Below are 20,652 nucleotides of genomic sequence, written 5' to 3'. Positions count from 1 at the left end.
ACGATCGCAATTGTGACAACGATCAACTCTCTGACTGACGGCAAAAAGATCGCTGGCGCAGCGATCTTTTGATCTTCGGGTCAGAATCCTTCAAGCACAATCTTGCCCTTGGACTTGCCGCTTTCCAGCAGTTCATGGGCGCGACGCAGGTTGGTGGCGTTGATGGTTCCGAAGTGCTCACCGACCGTGGTTTTCAGTGTCCCGGCATCGATCAGCCCGGCGACGCGGTTGAGCAGTTTGTGCTGCTCGATCATGTCGGCGGTTTCGAACAGCGAGCGGGTGTACATGAACTCCCAGTGCAGCGACAGGCTCTTGCGCTTGAGCTTGGTCACGTCCAGCGCCTTCGGATCATCGATCAGCGCCAGTTTGCCTTGCGGCGCCAACGCCTCCACCAATTGATCCAGGTGTTGGTCAGTCTGGGTCAGGCTGGCGACGTGGGTGACATGTTCGAACCCGGCACGTTTGAGTTCTTCGCTCAGCGGCTGACTATGATCGATCACTTGATCGGCACCCAGATCACGCACCCAACTCTGGGTTTGTGCACGGGACGCGGTGCCGATGACTTTCAACCCGGTGAGCTGGCTGGCCAATTGCGTGAGGATTGAACCAACGCCCCCGGCGGCGCCGACGATCAGCAGGCTCTGACCCTCATCGGTTTTGCCTTCGCGTATTTGCAGGCGTTCGAACAACAGTTCCCACGCGGTGATGGCGGTCAGCGGCAGGGCGGCGGCTTCGGCGAAACCAAGGGTCTTCGGCATATGGCCGACGATGCGCTCATCCACCACATGCAGCTCGCTGTTGCCGCCGGCACGGACGATGGAGCCGGCGTAGAACACTTTGTCGCCGGCCTTGAACAAGGTCACTTCGCTGCCAACCGCCTTGACCACTCCCGCCACGTCCCAGCCCAGCACTTTGGCCGCGCCACTTTCAGGCTGCACGTTCTGGCGAATCTTGGTGTCCACCGGGTTGACCGAAATGGCTTTGACCTCCACCAACAGGTCGCGCGGGCCGGCGACCGGTTCTGGCAGTTCGATATCTTGCAGGGATTTTTCGTCGCTGATCGGCAGGGAGGCGTAGTAGGCAATGGCTTTCATAGTGGGGTCCTGGGAGAGGGATGATTTCGATGGCACAGATGATTGGTTATTTCTCTGCAAGATAAAACCCGCTAAAAGAGCAGTCTCTTTCAATATTTTTTTGATAATCGGGGCTGAAGATGTTGCGTTTCGATGACTTGCAGTTGTTCGTTCGGGCGGCGGACCTGGGCAGTCTGTCGGCGGCGGCACGGGTGATGGATATGTCGGCGGCGGTGGCCAGCGCGGCGTTGAAGCGCATCGAACAACAACTTGGCGCACGCTTGCTCACCCGTTCTACCCGCAGCCTGCGCCTGACGGCCGAAGGCGAGGGCTTTCTGGAATACGCCCGGGCTGCCTTGAGCAACCTCGATGAAGGCCGCCGCTTGCTGGCCAGTGGGCAGGATCAGGTCAGCGGGATTTTGCAGTTGTCCGCGCCTTCGGATTTCGGTCGCAACCTGCTGTTGCCATGGCTCGACGAGTTTCAGCGCGAGCATCCAAAACTCACCGTGCGGTTGCTGCTGGGCGACCGCATCGCCGACCTGTTCCGCCAACCGGTGGACATCGCCCTGCGTTACGGCGAGCCGGAAGACTCGAGCCTGGTGGCGTTGCCTATCGCGCCGCAGAACCGCCGCGTGCTGTGTGCTGCGCCGAGCTATCTGGCCCGACATGGCGAACCACGGCATCTGGAGCAATTGGCTCAGCACAATTGCCTGCTGTTTATGCTCGGTAGCCGGGTCCACGATCACTGGAGTTTTCACGACGGCAAACGCGAGGTGAGCCTGACAGTCAGCGGCGATCGCTTCAGTGACGATGCCGATGTGGTTCGGCTGTGGGCCGTGGCGGGAGCGGGGATTGCGTATAAGTCCTGGCTCGACGTCGCCGCCGATGTGCTCGCCGGTCGCTTGAAAGTGCTGATGCCTGAACTGCTCTGTGAGCGTGCACCGCTGAATTTACTGTGCGCCCATCGCGCACAATTGAGTAAGCCGGTGAACCTTTTGCGGGAAATGCTTGCCAGCCGATGCGCTCGGATAAGCAGTCAATTTCCGACGATATCGGGTGTCGATCATTAGTCGCAGGCAAATAGCGAAATTTCTGTCAGGAACTATCACCACCAATGGATTCCCGAGGGCAGGAACCGGCGGTTAACCCGCTTATACTAGCGCCCGCCTCATGTACGCACCGTCGATCTCGCAATGGCGAGTCCACGTTCGAGTCGGTCAGACCCTACGGTCATCACCGGACCTTCGCTGCACCCGCGAAGCAATGGCTTGGGTGAGTGGGTGGCTTTGCCCGGCTTATGGCGGTTTTCGCGTCTTGGCCGAAGACACATTACTGGTCAAGATGTCTCTGAGCAGTAGACGAAACGATTCAACAGGGAGTGAATACATGGAACATGCACCTTGCATCAGCCAGATCGCCACGTTGCTGGCTGACCCAAAGCGCAGCGCAATGATGTGGGCCTTGATGGACGGCGCGGCGCGGCATACCGAGGAGCTGGCGTTGCTGGCGGGCCTGTCGCCGTCTTCGGCCAGTGCGCATTTGGGGCGCTTGTCCACCGGCGGTCTGTTGAAAGTCGAAACCCGTGGGCGCAAACGGTTTTTCCGGCTTGCCGCGCCCGAAGTCGGCGCCGCGATAGAAGCCCTGGCCAGTGCTACCCTGGCCAGCGCGCCTCAGGATATTCCAGAGGTGTTCAAACGCCCGAGCCCTATCGCCAAACCTCAGGCGGCGCCTTCGTCACTGCTGCGGGCCCGACTCTGCGACGACCATCTGGGAGGCACCCTGGCCGCCGATCTTTACCAGCGTCTGCTGGATGCCGGCTGGATCGAGCAGCTCGATCAGCGGGTCATGATCACTCACAAGGGTTCCACGCAATTGGCAGCACGCGGTGTGTTCATCCAGGCGCTGGCCCATCGCAACGGCAGAGTCGCCTGCGCGTGCCCGGACTGGAGCGAAAGACGCCCGCACATGGGTGGTTCTTTGGGGGCAGCCTTGTTGCAACTGTTCATGCAGTCCGGCTGGTTGAGCCTGCCCAGCGATTCTCGAGCCTTGCAGATCACGGCCACGGGGCAACGTGAAATCCATCGTTTCGCCAAGGAAACCGAGCTGGAAATGGCGCTTTAGAGCCATTGTGGGAGCGACGTCCGGGATCCTGGGCTTCAGGCGTCGTTCAGAGCTGTGGGCAGGTCGCATCCAGCAATAACCCCCAGCGACTATCGCGCACACTCAATCCGGGGACTTTCGGATTGGGGGAATGTGGCATGGAAACACGAAGCTTCAGCGCGGCAGAACGACTGGAACGGCTACCCATCAGTGGTTATCACCGCATCATTTTCATCATCATTGCCTTGGCGTTTTTCTTCGACTCCATGGACCTGGCGATGATGACCTTCCTGCTCGGCTCGATCAAAACCGAGTTCGGCCTGAGCACGGCGCAGGCCGGGTTGCTGGCCAGTTCGAGTTTCTTCGGCATGGTGGTGGGCGCCTCGCTGTCCGGCATGCTGGCCGACCGCTTCGGGCGCAAACCGGTGTTCCAGTGGAGCATTGTGTTGTGGGGTATCGCCAGCTATCTGTGCTCCACGGCGCAGAACGTCGAAACGCTGACGTTGTTCCGAATCCTCTTGGGGATCGGTATGGGTATGGAGTTTCCGATTGCGCAGTCGATGCTGTCGGAGCTGATTCCGGCCAAGCGGCGTGGGCGATACATCGCGTTGATGGACGGTTTTTGGCCGCTCGGTTTTGTGGCGGCCGGGGTGCTGTCGTACTTCCTGTTGCCGGTGATTGGCTGGCGCGACATCTTTCTGGTGTTGGCGGTGCCGGCGGTGTTCGTCCTGGCGATTCGTTTTTTCATTCCCGAGTCGCCGCGCTGGCTGGAGCAGGCCGGGCATCATGATGTGGCGGACACGGTTTTGCGCCGCATCGAAGAACGGGTTCGGGCTTCATTGGGCCGTTCGGATCTGCCTGAGCCGATTCGCCTGCCGCGGGTGGCGAGTCAACCGGGCAACTTCTTCTCTGCGCTGCGGGAAATCTGGTCGGCACAGTATCGCCAGCGCACGATGATGATCTGGAGCGTGTGGTTCTTCGCCTTGCTGGGTTTCTATGGCCTGACATCCTGGCTCAGTGCGCTGCTGCAACAGTCGGGCTTCGCCGTGACCCAGTCGGTGTATTACACGGTGCTGATTTCCCTCGGCGGGATTCCCGGTTTCCTCATGGCCGCCTGGCTGGTGGAGCGTTGGGGGCGTAAACCGGTGTGCGTCGTGACCATGCTCGGCGGCGGGGTGATGGCGTTTCTTTATGGCCAGAGCGCGGTGTTCGGCGGCAACGTCAGCCTGTTGATCGCCTCGGGACTGCTGATGCAGTTCTTCCTGTTCGGCATGTGGGCGGTGCTCTACACCTACACCCCGGAGTTGTACCCGACATCGGCACGGGCCACGGGCTCGGGGTTCGCTTCGGCCATCGGCCGCGTCGGTTCGCTGCTCGGGCCATTGGTGACCGGGCTGGTGTTCCCAATGACGGGGCAGGGCGGGGTGTTTGCGCTGGGGGCGATGTGTTTTGCGATTGCGGCGGGGGTGGTGTGGATCTTCGGGATGGAGACCCGGGGCAAGACATTGGAAGAATTGAGCGAGCCGGTGCCAGTAGACTAGACACCGAGTTATCGTTCTTCGCGGGCAAGCCTCGCTCCTACAAGGTCCAAGGAAAACCCGTAGGAGCGAGGCTTGCCCGCGAAGGCTGACTTAAGGTTTGACCAATCTGGCATCCAGGCTGTTCTGCGCCAAACGCTTGGCCTGATCCTGGGTCATGCCCAGATCGGTGTACAGCGCGTGGAAGTTCTCGGTGACATAGCCGCCGAAGTACGCCGGGTCATCGGAGTTCACCGTAACCTTCACACCGCGCTCAAGCATCTCGAGAATGTTGTGCTGGGACATGTGATCGAACACGCAGAGCTTGGTGTTCGACAACGGACACACTGTCAGCGGGATCTGCTCGTCGATGATCCGCTGCATCAAGCGCTCGTCTTCGATGGCGCGCACGCCATGGTCGATGCGCTGGATTTTCAGCAGGTCGAGGGCTTCCCAGATGTACTCGGGCGGGCCTTCTTCACCGGCGTGGGCCACGGTCAGGAAGCCTTCGTGGCGGGCACGGTCAAACACGCGCTGGAACTTGCTCGGCGGGTGGCCCATCTCCGAACTGTCCAGGCCCACGGCGACAAACGCATCACGGAACGGCAGCGCCTGGTCGAGGGTTTTCTGCGCTTCGTCTTCGCTCAAGTGGCGCAGGAAGCTAAGGATCAAACCGCTGGTGATTCCCAGTTGCTGTTCGCCATCTTTCAATGCGGCGGCGATGCCGTTGAGCACCACTTCGAACGGGATGCCACGGTCGGTGTGGGTTTGCGGGTCGAAGAACGGTTCGGTGTGAATCACGTTCTGTTCTTTGCAGCGCAACAGGTAGGCCCAGGTCAGGTCGTAGAAATCCTGGGAGGTGCGCAATACATCGGCGCCCTGGTAATACAGGTCGAGAAATTCTTGCAGGTTATTGAAGGCGTAGGCCTTGCGCAGGGTGTCGACGTCGCTCCACGGCAGGGCGATCTTGTTGCGTTCGGCCAGGGCGAACAGCAGCTCAGGCTCCAGCGAACCTTCCAGGTGCAAGTGCAATTCTGCCTTGGGCAGAGCGTTCAGCCAGTCGTACATTTTTGAAATCTCATCAGGTGCAATGAGGGCATTCTACAGATGCCCGCACAAACTATGAGTAAAACCTGACCAGCCGGTTCATTACATGGCTTCCTGTTCCCGCCGATAGGCGTAGGTGTCGGCGAAGCGCGAGAGCAGGAATTCGGCGCAGGTGGTGGCCGGATACTTCGCCGGATGCTGTTCGTCCTGGCAACCGGGCAGGCATTCGATGGGGGTATCGGGGTGCGGCTCGGCAAAGAACGGCATCGAATACCGATCCACCCCCAGCGGGCTGATCACCCGATGCGGCGTCGACAGGTAACGGTCGTTGCTCCAGCGCGCCATCATGTCGCCGAGGTTGACCACGAACGTGCCCTCAATCGGCGGCGCATCGATCCATTCACCTTTTACGTTGCGCACTTGCAAGCCGCCGGCGGCATCCTGGTAGAGCAGGGTGATGCAGCCGTAATCGGTATGGGCGCCGGCGCCTTGCTGATCGCAGGAGCTGGCCGTATGACGTGGCGGGTAATGAATCATCCGCAGCACGCTGACCGGTTCTTTGAAACGGCTATCGAAGAAGTCACGCTCTATGCCCAATGCCAGGGTCATGGCCCGCAGCAGGATTTGCGCGAGCGCCTGCATGTCGACGTAGTGTTGCTCCATCAGCGATTCCCAGCCTGGCATCGACGGATGACGGTTGGGCCCGCGCAAGGGTTTGTCCGCCAGCACCTCGGGATGATTGGTGGGCAGGTGCAGGCCCATGTCGAAGGTTTCTTTCAGGTCGCTGGGTTTGCCCGGGTCGAGTTGTTCAGTGGCGATGGCGCCATAGCCGCGGTGGTGGCGGGTCTGGGTGATGTCGATCTTGAGTTTTTCGGCGGTGGGCAGGGCAAAGAAGCGTTGGGCATGGTCGAGCACGGCCTCGATGCGCGACGGGGCGATCGGGTGGCCCTTGATATAGAAAAAGCCCCATTCGCGGCAGGCGCGGTCGATGTCTGTGGCGACCGATTGCCAGGCTTGAGCGTCATCGCTGTAGAGCGGGGCGATGTCGATGATCGGGAGTTGGTTCATGAAGTGCTCCAGGCGAGGTTTTATGCTGGGGCCAAAAGATCGCAGCCTCGCTTCGCTCGACAGCTCCTACAGGTGTAAGTCAATCCATGTAGGCGCTGCCGCAGGCTGCGATCTTGGCGGTGTCACGGGTAAAAAATCACTTCGGCATCTCGGCCTTCATGCCTTCCACGTAGTAGTTCATCGACGCCAGTTGCGCATTGGTCGCGCTCACGCCCGCCGGAATTTTCTCCACGCCGGCCTGATCCTTGATCGGCCCGGTGAACGGATGCAGCACACCGCTCTTGATGTCGGCAATGATCTGCTCGGCTTCGGTTTTCACCGCGGCCGGCACCAGGTCGCTGATCGGCAGTTCAACCGTGCCTTCCTGCAAACCGCCCCAGTAATCCTGCGATTTCCATGCATGGTCGAGCACGCTTTGAGTCGCCTGAATGTAGTGCGGGCCCCAGTCGTTGACGATAGACGTCAGCACCGCTTTCGGCCCGAAGTGCGCCATGTCCGATGCATAGCCGACGGCATATACGCCACGCCGTTCTGCCGCCTGGATCGGCGCCGGGCTGTCGGTGTGCTGGAACACCACGTCCACGCCCTGATCGATCAGCGCATTGGCGGCGTCGGCTTCCTTGCCCGGATCGAACCAGGAATTGACCCACACCACTTTGATCTCGGTGCCCGGGTTGTACTTGTTCAGGGCCAGCTGGATGGCGTTGATGTCGCGGATCACTTCTGGAATCGGGAAGGAAGCGACGTAGCCGATTTTCTTGGTCTTGGTCATCTTCGCCGCAAGGAAACCGCCGACGTAGCGGCCCTCATAAGTGCGTGCCAGGTAAGTGCCGAGATTCTTGTCCTGCTTGTAGCCGGTGGCGTGTTCGAAGGTCACCTTGGGAAATTGCTTGGCAACTTTCAGGGTCGGGTTCATGTAGCCGAAAGACGTGGTGAAGATCAGGTCGTACTGGTCCTTGGCCATGTTGCGGATCACCCGCTCGGCATCGGCGCCTTCGGCGACGTTCTCCACGTAGTTGGTGGTGATCTGGTCGCCGAACTTCTCTGCCAGTGCCTTGCGCCCCTGTTCATGCTGATACGTCCAGCCGTGATCACCGATCGGGCCGATATAGACGAAGCCGACTTTCAGCGGGGCGGCAGCACTGGCGGTCAGGCTGGCGCTCAGACCGATGGCTGCGGCGACAGCGCAAAGCAGCTGCTTCAACGGACGTTTGTGCATGAACTGGAACTCCATTTTGTTGTGAGGTGTACCGGGTCAATGCAAATTACTGACCAACAGGACAACAAAATAAAAAGATCGCAGCCTTCGGCAGCTCACGCCCCTGTAGGCGCTGCCGAAGACTGCGATCTTTTGATGTTCAATCATCACCGGAGCCAACCCGGTGCAGAGGCTCCAACTCATGCCATCCGCTGGTGCGGACAGCTCACACAAAACTGTGGGAGCGGGGGAGTGTGTCAGGTGCCGGCGATCAACTGCCGAGCCGCTTGACTGTGATCGGCGATCAACCCTTTCAGATCCAGCCCCTCAACCTGCCCATCGATCACTCGCCACTTGCCGCCGATCATCACCCGGTCTGCCCGGTCCGCGCCGCATAGCAACAGCGCCGACACCGGATCATGGCTGCCGGAGAAGCGCAGTTCATCCAGTTTGAACAGCGCCAGATCCGCTTGCTTGCCCACCGCCAGTTCGCCGATGTCGCTGCGCCCGAGCAACTGCGCCGAACCCTTGGTGGCCCAGCCCAATACGCGTTCCGGGGTGATCTTCTCTGCGCCATAACGCAGGCGCTGGATGTACAGCGCCTGTCGGGTTTCGAGCATCATGTTCGAGGCATCGTTGGACGCTGAGCCGTCCACGCCCAGGCCCAGCAACGCGCCAGCGTCGGTCAACTCGATGGTCGGACAAATCCCTGAAGCCAGGCGCATGTTCGAACTCGGGCAATGGCAAATACCGGTGCCGGCCGCGCCGAGGCGGGCGATTTCGTCGGGGTTGAAATGAATGCCGTGGGCCAGCCAGGTGCGTGGGCCGAGCCAGCCGACGCTGTCCAGATAATCCACGGTACGCAGGCCGAAGCGTTGCAGGCAGAAGTCTTCTTCGTCGAGGGTTTCGGCCAGGTGAGTGTGCAGGCGTACGTCGAGGGTGTTTGCCAGTTCGGCGCTGGCGGACATGATTTGCGGGGTGACTGAAAATGGCGAGCAGGGCGCCAAAGCGATCTGGATTTGCGCGCCGTCACCACGTTCGTGGTACTCGGCAATCAAGCGTTGGCTGTCGGCGAGAATCACTTCGCCTTCCTGGACAGTCTGCTGCGGCGGCAGCCCCCCGTCTTTTTCACCAAGGCTCATTGAACCGCGAGTGAGCATGGCGCGCATGCCCAGTTCGCGGACACTCTCGACCTGCACGTCGATCGCATTTTCCAGGCCTTCAGGAAACAGGTAATGGTGATCGGCCGCGGTGGTGCAGCCGGACAGCAGCAACTCGGCCAACGCGACTTTGGTGGCGAGGGCGAGTTTTTCCGGCGTGAGTCGCGCCCAGACCGGATAGAGGGTTTTCAACCATGGGAATAACGGCTGATTGACCACCGGCGCCCAGGCGCGGGTCAGGGTTTGATAGAAGTGGTGATGGGTGTTGATCAGCCCCGGCAAGATCACATGTTCACGGGCATCAAAGACTTGTCCACAGGGTGCTGACGGTTGCTGGCCGACGCCGAGCACTTCGACGATCAAACCGTCTTGCAGCACCAGACCGCCACGGGCATCGAGCGCGTTGGCCGTGAAAATGGCGAGGGGATTTTTTAACCAGGTACGGGTCGCAGGCATAGTGGCCGGCTCCTCTGAAAGTGGGGTTCAGGGTTGCCAGCTCAGTGTTGCCCTGTCTGCTGATCCAGGGTCGCCGCGGGGGGCGAGGTGCGGAGTTTCGAACAAAACCGTGTTACGGGCAAGCCTCACGCGACCAGACGATGCAAAAACCTGTGGGAGCTGGGCAAGCCAGCTCCCACAGGGAGGTAGTGTTACCAGGGAATGGTTTCACCCCGGTAGTTCACAAAATGATGCCCGCCCTTGCCGGCATACGCATTCACCTGGTCGATCAACCCGCGGGTGCTGGTTTCCACATCGATGTCGGCACCTTCGCCACCCATGTCGGTCTTCACCCAGCCCGGGTGCAGCGACAGCACGGTGAGTTTCTGTTCGCCCAATTGCGTGACGAAGCTGTTGGTCATTGAGTTCAGCGCCGCTTTGCTGGCCTTGTACAGCGCCAGCTCCGGCGCGTCGGGCATGGTCACGCTGCCCAGCACCGAACTCATGAACGCCAGCACGCCACTGCCTTCACGAATCTGCGCGACGAAGCGCTGGGCCAGGTTGATCGGCGCCACGGCGTTGGTGAAGAACAATTGACCGACCTCGGCCAGGGTCGCGCTACCCGGCGTCTGGACTTCCGGCCCCTTGACCCCGGCATTCACGAACAACAGGTCGAACACCTCGCCCTTGAGCTGTTGACTGAGGGCGATGACCGCTTGCTGATCGTCCATGTCGAGTTTTTCGATCCGTACCTTGCCCAACGCCTGCAAGGCTTCGGCACCCTGCGGGTTGCGCACGGTGGCGGTGACTTGCCAGCCGTCGGCCAGCAGGGTTTTCACCAGACCGAGGCCCAAGCCCCGGGAGGCGCCGATGATGAGCGCGGTTTTTGCCGTGGACATGAATGGCTTCCTTGATGTCTCGAGAGGGCTTGACCTTGGAGCATACTCCAGGCTTTAGCCTTGTTGCTCCCTGAATGTATGGAGCAATGCCAATGTGGACTGCAACGCAATATCGTCAGCTGGTGCGTGGCAGCGCATGGTACGACCTGATCGTCACGGCGGCATTTGCCACGCCGTGGAGTTTTGCGGCGTTGCATGGCGTGCTGTTAAACCTGAGTCAGACTTTCAATCTGCCCGGCGAGCTACCGCCGTTCGAGCCGGTGCACATGTTGATGGCCAATCTGTTGGGCTCGATTGTGTGCGTATGGGCCGTGCTGCGGATTCGCGATCCGCAGCAGATGTTTGGGCGATATGACGCGGTGGGGAGGTTTCTGTTTTCGGCCTGGCAGGCTTATGCGCTGGCCCGTGGGGCGAGTTCGCTATTGGTGATTTTCCTGTTCTTTGAACTGATGTGGGGTGTGGCCCAAGCGTTGCCTGTTCGGACGCCTTCGTGGGCCACCACTTAATGCCCCGCCCGCCACGGCTGCCCCAACGACACCGGCGCATACAATCGTGTGCGCACGGCATCCCGGGACAGCAGCACCAACACCACAATGGTCGCGACATACGGCAGCATCGCCAGCAGACTCGACGCAATTGCCAGCCCCAACCCCTGCGCCACCAAATGCAGGATGCTGGCGAGACCGAACAGATACGCTCCAAGCAGCAACCGCCACACTCGCCAACTGGCAAACACCACCAGCGCCAGGGCAATCCAGCCGCGACCGGCGCTCATGTTCTCCGCCCACATCGGCGTATAGGCCAGGGACAAATATGCCCCAGCCAACCCCGCCATCGCCCCGCCAAACAGCACCGCCAGCGTACGCACGCGCAACACCGGCAAGCCCATCGCACTGGCGGCATCCGGGCTTTCGCCGACCGCCTGAATAATCAACCCGACGCGACTTTTCACAATCACCCAGGCCACCAGCGCAAACAGGGCAAACGACAGATACACCAGCAGGTCCTGGGCAAACAGCATCCGCCCGATCAGCGGAATTTCACTCAGATAAGGAATCGCCAACGGCTCGAAACCCGCCAGCGGTTTGCCGACCCACGCAGCGCCAACGAAGGTCGACAGGCCCACGCCGAAGATCGTCAACGCCAACCCTGTCGCCACCTGGTTGGCGTTGAACACCAGCGCCACCAGGGCAAACAGCGACGACAACAGCATCCCGGCGAACATCGCCAGCAACACGCCGAGCCAGAGGTGGCCGCTGTTCAGGGCGACGATAAAACCGATCACCGCCCCAAACAGCATCATGCCTTCCTGCCCAAGATTGAGGACGCCGCTCTTCTCGCAGATCAACTCGCCCAACGCCACCAGCAGCAGCGGTGTGCCACAGCGAACCATGGCATAAAAAATATTGCTCAGCAGATCGATATCCATCACAAGGCTCCTGCTTGTACGGCGGTGGTCGAGGTGCGCCGTACCCAGCGCAGGTTCAAACGTGGTCGGTAGAGAATCAGCACGTCACTGGCCAGCAGGAAAAACAGCATCATCCCCTGGAACAATTGAGTGATGGCTTGCGGCAGGTTCATGCTCATCTGCGCGCTCTCGCCACCGATGTACAGCAGCGCCATCAACAGGCTGGAAAACAGAATGCCGATGGGATTCAGCCGCCCGAGAAACGCCACGGTGATCGCCGCATAGCCATAACCCGGCGAAACCTGCGGCACCAGTTGTCCGATGGGCCCGGTGACTTCGCAAACCCCGGCCAGCCCCGCCAGGCCACCGCTGATCAACAGCGCCAGCCAGATCAGCCGCTTCTCGCGAAAGCCGACAAAACCCGCCGCGCGCTTGTCCAGCCCGAGCACCTTGATCTGGAAACCGACAAAGCTCTTCTGCAACAACACCCACACCGCAACCAGCGCAAGCAAGGCGAAATACACGCCCGCATGAACCCGACCGTCCTCCATCAACAACGGCAAACGACTGGCATCGCCAAACATCGCCGACTCCGGAAAGTTGAACCCGGCCGGGTCCTTCAGCGGCCCGTGGACACAGAACAGCAGCAGGTTCAAAGCGATGTAATTGAGCATGATGCTGGTGAGGATTTCATTGGCGTTGAAGCGTGTACGCAGCCATGCCGTCAGCCCGGCCCACGCGGCACCGGCCAGGGTGCCGGTGAGCAGGATCAACACCAGCGCCCAACGGCTTTGCAGGTCGATGATGTTCACCGCCAATGCACTGCCGGCCAAGGCGCCGAGCAGCAACTGACCTTCGGCGCCGATGTTCCAGATCCGTGCCTGATACGCCACTGCCAGGCCCAATGCACAGAGCAGAATCGGCAACGCTTTGACCAACAGTTCGGAGACGCCATACAGGTCGCTGATCGGTGCAATCAACAGGGTGTGCAAGGTCAGCAATGGGTCGTGGCCCAGCGCAATAAACAACAATGAGCCACAGCCCAGGGTCAACACAGCCGCCAGCAACGGCGAGCACCACAACATCAGGCGCGATTGCTGGCCACGGGGTTCGAGAGAAAGCAGCATGTGAAACTCCGTTAAAGCGTTACGGGTGCAGGTGATTGGGGTGCATCGAACTTGCCGGCCATCCAGCCGCCGACATCGATCAGGCGGGTGTCGACGGTGGCTTGCAGTGTCGACAGCCGGCCGCCGCACAGGGCGCCGAGGCGATCGCTGATCTGGAACAGTTCGTCGAGGTCTTCGGAGATCACCAGGATCGCCGCGCCAGCGTCGCGCAAGGCGATCAGCGCCCGGTGAATGGTTGCGGCGGCGCCGACGTCGACGCCCCAGGTCGGGTGCGCGGCCACCAACAACCTGGGTTGCTGAAGGATTTCCCGGCCGAGGATGAATTTCTGCAAGTTGCCACCAGACAGGCTGCGAGCCGGTGCCTGGGCATCGGGTGTCTTGACCTCGAAGCGGCGGATGATGTCTTCGGCCAGTGCCTCGACTTTGCTGCGCTGGATCAGCCCATTGCTGACCAGCCCCTGTTGAAATGCGGTGAGCAGGGCGTTATCCGCCAGGCTCAGTTCCGGTACTGCGCCATGGCCCAGACGCTCGGCGGGGACGAAGGCCAGGCCGAGTTTGCGTCGTGCATCCGGCCGCAGGTGCGCCACCGGTTGCCCGCCGAAACTGATTTTCGCCCCGTCATTTCCCGGCAGCCGTTCTTCACCGCTAAGCAAGGCCAGCAACTCATCCTGGCCATTGCCGGCGACCCCTGCGACACCGACGATTTCGCCGCTGCGCACCTCGAGATCAATGCCCTTGAGCGAGCAGCCGAACGGGTCCGGGTTGTGCCAGGACAATCCAGTCACGTTCAGAAACGCATCAGCAGCCCTGACCTTCGGATAGTCGGTAATCAACTCGGCGGCTTCACCGACCATCAACTGCGCCAGTTGCCGGTCCGAACACTCGGCCGGCACGCAATGCCCGGCCACTCGTCCACCACGCAACACCGTGGCGCTGTGGCACAACGCGCGCACTTCGCCGAGCTTGTGGCTGATGAACAGAATGCTGCAGCCCTCGGCGGCCAGTCGGCGCAACGTGATGAACAATTCGTCGGCCTCTTGCGGGGTCAGTACCGACGTCGGTTCATCGAGAATCAGCAGGCGGATGTCCTGCATCAGGCAGCGAATGATTTCCACCCGCTGACGCTCGCCGATGGACAGACTGTGGACCAGTCGCTCCGGTTCCAGGGCCATGCCATAGCGTTGGGACACCTCGCGAATTTTCGGTTCAAGCTGCTTCGGCGTACCGGCCGCAGCGCCCATCGCCAAGGCGATGTTCTGCGCCACGCTCAGGGTTTCGAACAGCGAAAAATGCTGGAACACCATACCGATCCCGAGGCCGCGGGCCTGGGCCGGATTGCGCATGCTCACGCGCTGGCCCTGCCAGATCATCTCCCCTGAGTCTGCGTGTGTGACGCCGTAGATGATCTTCATCAGGGTACTTTTGCCCGCACCGTTTTCGCCGAGCAGGGCGTGGATTTCACCGGGCGCAATGCTCAAGTCGATGGCATCGTTGGCCAGGCAACCGGGGTAACGTTTGCTGATTCTGCGCAATTGCAGGCGGGGTGTTTGATCGGGGGGAGGCGCAGGGTTGGACATGACAGGCTCGGGTCGCAAAAAGATATGCCTGTGGATAAAGCAATTTCCTGGCCATTGAGTCAGGAAATCAACAAAAGCCTGTTCGCACAGGCGTTGCGGACGCTGCCTCGACCTATTCCAACTCCTGGAGAGGCACCACTTGAGGGCAAGGTTTTTGATCAGGCTCCGGTTTTGCGCGCGATCAATTGGTCAAAAAACGAGCAATAGGCTGCAGGCATTGTCAGGCATGGGGCTGCGCCAGCCATGAACGGGTTATCCACAGCTTGTTCCACAGTATCTGTGCGCAAGCCGACCGTGTGGGCATAAGCACTGAGGGGCTTTCTTCTAATAGCGATAAACCACTCTAACTGATTGTTTTTACATGGAATAAACGTCGCGGATGGCGAGTTGGACGAAAAATGAGCAAAGCCCGCAAAGCCGCATGACAGAAGGGTTACAGCAGAATGTGCTCAGGTTATCCACAGCCGGGTGCACAGCAGATGTGGGCAAGTGTCGAGAGCAAAGAAAATCGGGGTGCCCCAAAAGATCGCAGCGCCCGCAGGCGCTTAGAGCCGCCGAAGGCTGCGATCTTTTGACCTTCAACGCTGCAACAAAATACGCCCGCGACTTAAGTCCGCCAGCTGCGTTTGCAGCGTACTTATCTGCCCGTCGCCAATCGCCAATTGCAGTTCCACACCATTGGCCGTGAAGATTTCCTCCACCACCAAACCACCCAACTCCGCCACCCGAAGCTTCACCAGCGCCAACTCGCCAAATGCACAGGCACAACTGACCGGCACCCGACTGATCAACTCGACTTTCGGTGCCCCTTGCAGGCATTTGTTGGCACTGCCGCCATACGCTCGGGCGAGGCCGCCGGTGCCCAACTGGATGCCGCCATACCAGCGGATCACCACGACCGCGACCTGATCGCAATCCTGCGCTTCAATCGCCGCAAGGATCGGCCGGCCAGCGGTGCCACCGGGTTCGCCATCGTCGCTGCTGCGGTATTGATCGCCGAGCTTCCAGGCCCAGCAATTGTGCGAGGCGTTCAAATCACTGTGCTGCTCGATGAACGCCTGGGCATCGGCTGCGCTGGTGATCGGCGCGGCGAGGGCGATGAAGCGGCTTTTGCGAATCTCTTCGCGGTATTCGCAAAAACCGCTGAGGGTAAAAGGCATGGGTGTCTTAAATAGCCGGCGTCAGGCCGCAGCCTTTGAGAATGATGCGAATCAGGTTGCTGCCGGCGTCTTCCATGTCTTGCTTGGTCAACTTGGTGCGCCCGGTGACACGGCAGATCTGCGTGGCAAAGTCGGCGTAATGCTGGGTGCTGCCCCACAGCAGGAAAATCAGGTGGACCGGGTCGATCGGGTCCATTTTGCCGGCATCGATCCACGCCTGAAACACCGCGGCCCGCCCCTGAAACCAGGTGCGGTAGTCCTGGTTGAAATGCTCGGTCAGGCAATCGCCGCCGCTGATGACCTCCATCGCGAAGACCCGCGAAGCCTGTGGCTGGCGCCGGGAGAATTCTATTTTTGCGCGAATGTATCGCGTCAATGCTTCTGCCGGATCGTCCTCGACGGTCAAGGTATTGAAGGTGCTGTCCCACAATTCAAGAATGTTACTCAGCACCGCCACATACAAACCGAGTTTGTTGGTGAAGTAGTAATGCAGATTCGCTTTGGGCAACCCGGCTTTCTGCGCAATGGTGTTCATGCTGGTGCCTTTGAACCCGTGACGGGCGAACTCGTCTTCGGCGGCTTTGATGATGGTCTCTTCGTTCTTCTGACGAATGCGGCTGGCGGGTTTGCCGCCGTGGGCTGGGACTTCAAAGGTCATAGGCACTTCCGAACAGGTAGATGGGTGCAACCAGATGCGTTGATAACGCACCCACGGGCCTCAGACAAGTCCTATGGTGATAAAACCTTGGGCACCGCTCCCGCAAGCTTTCAGCGAGTCGCCGCCAGACTCTCCAAAAAGCTCTCCAGAACCAGATGCGGGCGACGGCCCTTGCGTGTAACCGATGCCAGGCTCAGGTCATAAAAACGTGCCTTGGGTTTCAGTGCACGCAAACGGCCTTGCTGCACCCAGAGGCTGGCGTAGTGATCCGGCAGGTAACCGATGTAGCGCCCGGTCAGGATCAGAAAGGCCATGCCCTCGCGATCCGACGCACTGGCGGTGCAATTGAGCGCCTGGTAATGGGCCTGAATCTCGGCGGGCAAACGGAAGGTCGGGGCGATGGCGTCCTGGCTGTTGAGGCGCTCATCGTCCAGTTGTTTGTCGTCGACATAGAACAACGGATGGCCGACCGCGCAATACAGCAGCGAGCGTTCGCTGTAGAGCGGCTGATACTCCAGCCCCGACAACGCGCTGGCTTGCGGCACCACGCCAACATGCAAGCGACCGTCGAGCACGCCTTGTTCGACTTCATTGGGCGCGATCATGCGGATCTGGATCTGCACGTCGGGGCCGCGTTCCTTCAGTTGGGCCAGGGCGTGGGTGATGCGCATGTGGGGCAGGGTGACCAGGTTGTCGGTCAGGCCGATGGTTAACTCGCCGCGCAAGTGTTGGTGCAGGCCGTTGACCTCGGTGCGGAAACTTTCCAGCGCACTTAATAGCTGCAACGCAGATTGGTAGACCTCGCGGCCTTCTTCGGTCAGGGAAAACCCCGCGCGACCTCGCTGGCACAGGCGCAGGCCGAGGCGCTGCTCCAGATCGCTCATTTGCTGGCTGATAGCCGAACGACCGATACCCAGCACCGATTCCGCCGCGGAAAAGCCGCCGCACTCCACCACGCTACGAAAAATCCGCAGCAGGCGGATATCAAAGTCACTGACTTGCGCTAACGGATCGGGGCGACGGGTACTCATAGTTTAGTCCGGGCCTGACTGAAGGTTAGAAAAGTTGGATTTCACCGACTTTATCCCCGTGGCAATTTAGCTGCAAGAACGCTTTTGATCTCCACGCCGCTTATTTGCTCTGCGAGGTTTTGCCCATGAACGTGCCTGAAAACGCCCCGACTTCCCTGGCCAGCCAGCTCAAGCTTGACGCTCACTGGATGCCCTACACCGCGAACCGCAATTTCCAGCGTGACCCGCGTCTGATCGTGGCGGCCGAGGGCAGTTGGCTGACAGACGACAAGGGCCGCAAGGTCTACGATTCGCTCTCGGGTCTGTGGACCTGCGGCGCCGGGCACACCCGCAAGGAAATCCAGGAGGCGGTGGCCAAGCAATTGGGCACCCTCGATTACTCGCCGGGCTTCCAGTACGGTCACCCGCTGTCGTTCCAGTTGGCCGAGAAAATCACCGACCTGACCCCGGGCAATCTGAATCACGTGTTCTTCACCGATTCGGGTTCCGAATGTGCAGATACCGCGGTGAAAATGGTGCGTGCCTACTGGCGCCTGAAAGGCCAGGCGACCAAGACCAAGATGATCGGCCGCGCTCGTGGTTATCACGGCGTGAACATCGCCGGCACCAGCCTCGGCGGCGTGAACGGCAACCGCAAACTGTTCGGTCAGGCAATGATGGATGTCGATCATCTGCCGCACACCTTGTTGGCGAGCAATGCTTTCACTCGTGGCATGCCGGAGCAGGGTGGTATCGCGCTGGCGGATGAATTGCTCAAGTTGATCGAACTGCACGATGCCTCGAACATCGCTGCGGTATTCGTCGAGCCATTGGCCGGCTCCGCTGGCGTGCTGGTTCCGCCGCAGGGTTACCTCAAACGTCTGCGCGAGATCTGCGATCAGCACAACATCCTGCTGGTGTTCGACGAAGTGATCACCGGTTTCGGTCGTACCGGTTCGATGTTCGGTGCCGACAGCTTTGGTGTCACTCCGGACCTGATGTGCATTGCCAAGCAAGTCACCAACGGCGCGATCCCGATGGGCGCGGTGATTGCCAGCTCCGAGATCTACCAGACCTTCATGAACCAGGCGACGCCTGAGTACGCGGTGGAATTCCCGCACGGCTACACCTATTCCGCGCACCCGGTGGCTTGCGCCGCGGGCTTGGCGGCACTCGACCTGCTGCAAAAGGAAAACCTGGTGCAGAGCGTGGCTGAAGTCGCGCCGCATTTCGAAAACGCGCTGCACGGTATGAAGGGCAGCAAGAACGTCATCGACATTCGCAACTACGGGTTGGCCGGTGCGATCCAGATTGCACCTCGCGACGGCGATGCCATCGTGCGTCCGTTCGAAGCTGGCATGGCGCTGTGGAAAGCCGGGTTCTACGTGCGCTTCGGCGGCGACACCCTGCAGTTCGGCCCAACCTTCAACAGCAAGCCGCAGGACCTTGATCGTCTGTTCGATGCAGTCGGCGAAGTGCTGAACAAGATCGACTGATTCCCTCTTCTATATAAAGGCGTCCTTTCAAAGGACGCCTGTGGACAATTTCAGGAGCCCCGCATGAGCCTCATCCCGCATTTGATCAATGGCGAACTGGTGACCGAAGACGGTCGCACGGCCGATGTGTTCAACCCGTCCACCGGCCAGGTTATCCACAAGCTGCCGTTGGCCAGCCGCGAAACCATTCAGAAAGCCATCGACTCGGCCAAGGCTGCGTTCCCGGCCTGGCGCAATACGCCAGCGGCCAAGCGCGCTCAGGTGATGTTCCGTTTCAAGCAACTGCTGGAACAGAACGAATCCCGCATCGCACAACTGATCAGCGAAGAACACGGCAAGACCCTGGAAGATGCTGCCGGTGAATTGAAGCGCGGGATCGAGAACGTCGAGTTCGCGTGCGCGGCACCGGAAATCCTCAAGGGTGAGTACAGCCGTAATGTCGGGCCGAACATCGATGCCTGGTCGGATTTCCAGCCATTGGGTGTAGTGGCCGGCATTACCCCGTTCAACTTCCCGGCCATGGTGCCGCTGTGGATGTATCCGTTGGCGATTGTCTGCGGCAACTGCTTTATCCTCAAGCCGTCCGAGCGCGATCCAAGCTCCACGCTGCTGATCGCTCAATTGTTACTGGAAGCCGGCCTGCCGAAAGGCGTGCTGAGTGTGGTGCATGGCGACAAGGCCGCAGTGGACGCGCTGATTGAAGCGCCGGAAGTCAAAGCGTTGAGCTTCGTCGGTTCGACGCCGATTGCCGAATACATCTACGCCGAAGGCACCAAGCGCGGCAAACGCGTCCAGGCGCTGGGCGGGGCGAAGAACCATGCGGTATTGATGCCGGATGCGGATCTGGACAACGCGGTCAGCGCGTTGATGGGCGCCGCTTACGGTTCGTGCGGTGAGCGCTGCATGGCGATTTCGGTGGCCGTGTGTGTCGGTGACCAGGTGGCGGATGCGTTGGTGGCCAAACTGACACCGCAGATCAAGGCACTGAAAATCGGCGCGGGTACAACTTGTGGCCTGGACATGGGGCCTCTGGTCACCGGTCAGGCGCGGGACAAGGTCAGTGGTTATGTTGAAGACGGCGTAGCCGCCGGTGCGACGCTGGTGGTGGACGGTCGTGGTCTGAGCGTGGCCGGTCATGAGGACGGCTTCTTTCTGGGCGGCTGCCTGTTCGATAACGTCACGCCGGAGATGCGCATCTATAAAGAAGAAATCTTCGGGCCGGTGCTGTGCGTCGTCCGGGTCAACAGCCTGGAAGAGGCGATGCAACTGATCAACGATCACGAATATGGCAACGGCACCTGCATCTTTACCCGTGATGGGGAAGCGGCGCGGTTGTTCTGCGATGAAATCGAAGTGGGTATGGTCGGCGTCAACGTACCGTTACCGGTGCCAGTGGCGTATCACAGCTTTGGCGGCTGGAAGCGTTCGCTGTTCGGCGATCTGCATGCTTATGGTCCGGATGGCGTGCGGTTCTATACCCGTCGCAAGGCTATTACCCAGCGCTGGCCGCAACGGGCAAGTCATGAAGCTTCGCAATTCGCATTCCCTAGCTTGTAAGTAGAAGGGCAGAAGGCCGACCTCTAGAGGTCGGCCTTTGTGTTTTCGGGCTGTTTTGACCTATATGACAGAAATGTGAAATTAGAGGTTGACGGCAGATTCTGGACGTCTATAATTCGCCCCACTTCCGGCGCAGTCGAAACGGAAAACTCCTTGGTAAAC

19 protein-coding genes are annotated in these 20,652 nt (G+C 60.2%); 7 read left to right on the top strand and 12 right to left on the bottom strand.

Annotation, left to right across the window (positions count from 1 at the left end):
• Positions 1–80 precede the first annotated feature (80 nt).
• The gene (locus AC1RO5_RS16500; protein WP_493176270.1) at positions 81–1,094 is read right to left on the bottom strand and encodes a zinc-binding alcohol dehydrogenase family protein; all 1,014 of its coding nucleotides are present in this window, start codon (positions 1,092–1,094) and stop codon (positions 81–83) included.
• Positions 1,095–1,213: 119 nt separating this feature from the next.
• Between AC1RO5_RS16500 and vimR the strand changes: the two genes are divergently transcribed.
• The 3 genes from vimR to AC1RO5_RS16485 all read left to right on the top strand — a co-directional run bounded on the left by vimR (position 1,214) and on the right by AC1RO5_RS16485 (position 4,714).
• On the top strand, positions 1,214–2,143 hold the full coding sequence (vimR, locus tag AC1RO5_RS16495; protein ID WP_493176268.1) for a transcription regulator VimR: 930 nt from the start codon (positions 1,214–1,216) through the stop codon (positions 2,141–2,143).
• Between the two features lie 316 nt (positions 2,144–2,459).
• On the top strand, positions 2,460–3,194 hold the full coding sequence (locus AC1RO5_RS16490; RefSeq protein ID WP_493176266.1) for an ArsR/SmtB family transcription factor: 735 nt from the start codon (positions 2,460–2,462) through the stop codon (positions 3,192–3,194).
• Positions 3,195–3,331: 137 nt separating this feature from the next.
• Positions 3,332–4,714, top strand: a complete 1,383-nt coding sequence (locus AC1RO5_RS16485) for an MFS transporter (RefSeq protein WP_493176265.1) — start codon at positions 3,332–3,334, stop codon at positions 4,712–4,714.
• A gap of 90 nt (positions 4,715–4,804) precedes the next feature.
• On the opposite strand, the gene AC1RO5_RS16480 is transcribed toward AC1RO5_RS16485, so the two are convergent.
• From AC1RO5_RS16480 to AC1RO5_RS16460, 5 genes are all read right to left on the bottom strand, one after another.
• Complete coding sequence (locus AC1RO5_RS16480) at positions 4,805–5,758, bottom strand: adenosine deaminase (protein WP_007940157.1); 954 nt, start codon at positions 5,756–5,758, stop codon at positions 4,805–4,807.
• A gap of 81 nt (positions 5,759–5,839) precedes the next feature.
• A complete protein-coding gene (locus AC1RO5_RS16475; RefSeq protein WP_493176264.1) occupies positions 5,840–6,805 on the bottom strand; it encodes a 2-oxoglutarate and iron-dependent oxygenase domain-containing protein in 966 nt (321 codons plus the stop codon).
• Between the two features lie 136 nt (positions 6,806–6,941).
• Positions 6,942–8,024, bottom strand: a complete 1,083-nt coding sequence (locus AC1RO5_RS16470; RefSeq protein ID WP_493176262.1) for a BMP family ABC transporter substrate-binding protein — start codon at positions 8,022–8,024, stop codon at positions 6,942–6,944.
• A gap of 236 nt (positions 8,025–8,260) precedes the next feature.
• Positions 8,261–9,619, bottom strand: a complete 1,359-nt coding sequence (locus AC1RO5_RS16465) for an 8-oxoguanine deaminase (RefSeq protein WP_493176261.1) — start codon at positions 9,617–9,619, stop codon at positions 8,261–8,263.
• Positions 9,620–9,810: 191 nt separating this feature from the next.
• Positions 9,811–10,497 carry an SDR family oxidoreductase gene (locus AC1RO5_RS16460; protein WP_493176259.1) on the bottom strand — a complete coding sequence of 229 codons (687 nt, stop codon included), beginning with the start codon at positions 10,495–10,497 and terminating at the stop codon, positions 9,811–9,813.
• A gap of 92 nt (positions 10,498–10,589) precedes the next feature.
• Between AC1RO5_RS16460 and AC1RO5_RS16455 the strand changes: the two genes are divergently transcribed.
• Entirely contained in the window at positions 10,590–11,003 is a 414-nt protein-coding gene (locus tag AC1RO5_RS16455; protein WP_493176257.1) for a hypothetical protein, read from the top strand.
• Here AC1RO5_RS16455 and AC1RO5_RS16450 read toward each other — a convergent pair.
• The 3 genes from AC1RO5_RS16450 to AC1RO5_RS16440 are packed head-to-tail and all read right to left on the bottom strand — an operon-like array spanning position 11,000 to position 14,609.
• Complete coding sequence (locus AC1RO5_RS16450) at positions 11,000–11,926, bottom strand: ABC transporter permease (RefSeq protein WP_493176256.1); 927 nt, start codon at positions 11,924–11,926, stop codon at positions 11,000–11,002. The genes AC1RO5_RS16455 and AC1RO5_RS16450 overlap by 4 nt on opposite strands.
• Positions 11,926–13,032 (bottom strand): ABC transporter permease, encoded by a 1,107-nt coding sequence (locus tag AC1RO5_RS16445; protein ID WP_018928370.1) that lies wholly within the window; start codon positions 13,030–13,032, stop codon positions 11,926–11,928. The genes AC1RO5_RS16450 and AC1RO5_RS16445 overlap by 1 nt, the downstream gene beginning before the upstream one ends.
• An 11-nt stretch (positions 13,033–13,043) precedes the next feature.
• Positions 13,044–14,609, bottom strand: a complete 1,566-nt coding sequence (locus AC1RO5_RS16440; protein WP_493176255.1) for an ABC transporter ATP-binding protein — start codon at positions 14,607–14,609, stop codon at positions 13,044–13,046.
• 30 nt (positions 14,610–14,639) lie between these two features.
• Between AC1RO5_RS16440 and AC1RO5_RS16435 the strand changes: the two genes are divergently transcribed.
• Complete coding sequence (locus tag AC1RO5_RS16435) at positions 14,640–14,816, top strand: hypothetical protein (protein ID WP_493176254.1); 177 nt, start codon at positions 14,640–14,642, stop codon at positions 14,814–14,816.
• 371 nt (positions 14,817–15,187) lie between these two features.
• On the opposite strand, the gene AC1RO5_RS16430 is transcribed toward AC1RO5_RS16435, so the two are convergent.
• The 3 genes from AC1RO5_RS16430 to AC1RO5_RS16420 form a co-directional block, all read right to left on the bottom strand.
• On the bottom strand, positions 15,188–15,769 hold the full coding sequence (locus AC1RO5_RS16430; RefSeq protein ID WP_493176253.1) for an IMPACT family protein: 582 nt from the start codon (positions 15,767–15,769) through the stop codon (positions 15,188–15,190).
• A gap of 7 nt (positions 15,770–15,776) precedes the next feature.
• Positions 15,777–16,427, bottom strand: coding sequence for a TetR/AcrR family transcriptional regulator (locus AC1RO5_RS16425; protein WP_493176252.1), 651 nt, complete (start codon positions 16,425–16,427; stop codon positions 15,777–15,779).
• A gap of 110 nt (positions 16,428–16,537) precedes the next feature.
• A complete protein-coding gene (locus AC1RO5_RS16420) occupies positions 16,538–17,458 on the bottom strand; it encodes a LysR family transcriptional regulator (RefSeq protein ID WP_007940170.1) in 921 nt (306 codons plus the stop codon).
• Between the two features lie 125 nt (positions 17,459–17,583).
• On the opposite strand from AC1RO5_RS16420, the gene aptA reads away from it, so the two are divergent.
• On the top strand, positions 17,584–18,933 hold the full coding sequence (gene aptA, locus AC1RO5_RS16415) for an omega-aminotransferase AptA (RefSeq protein ID WP_493176250.1): 1,350 nt from the start codon (positions 17,584–17,586) through the stop codon (positions 18,931–18,933).
• A 63-nt stretch (positions 18,934–18,996) separates the two neighbouring features.
• Complete coding sequence (locus AC1RO5_RS16410) at positions 18,997–20,490, top strand: CoA-acylating methylmalonate-semialdehyde dehydrogenase (protein WP_105340352.1); 1,494 nt, start codon at positions 18,997–18,999, stop codon at positions 20,488–20,490.
• Positions 20,491–20,652 lie beyond the last annotated feature (162 nt).

It is taken from the genome of Pseudomonas sp. GW822-FHT02G04, assembly GCF_058802085.1.
This window is presented reverse-complemented; position numbering and strand designations above follow the sequence as displayed.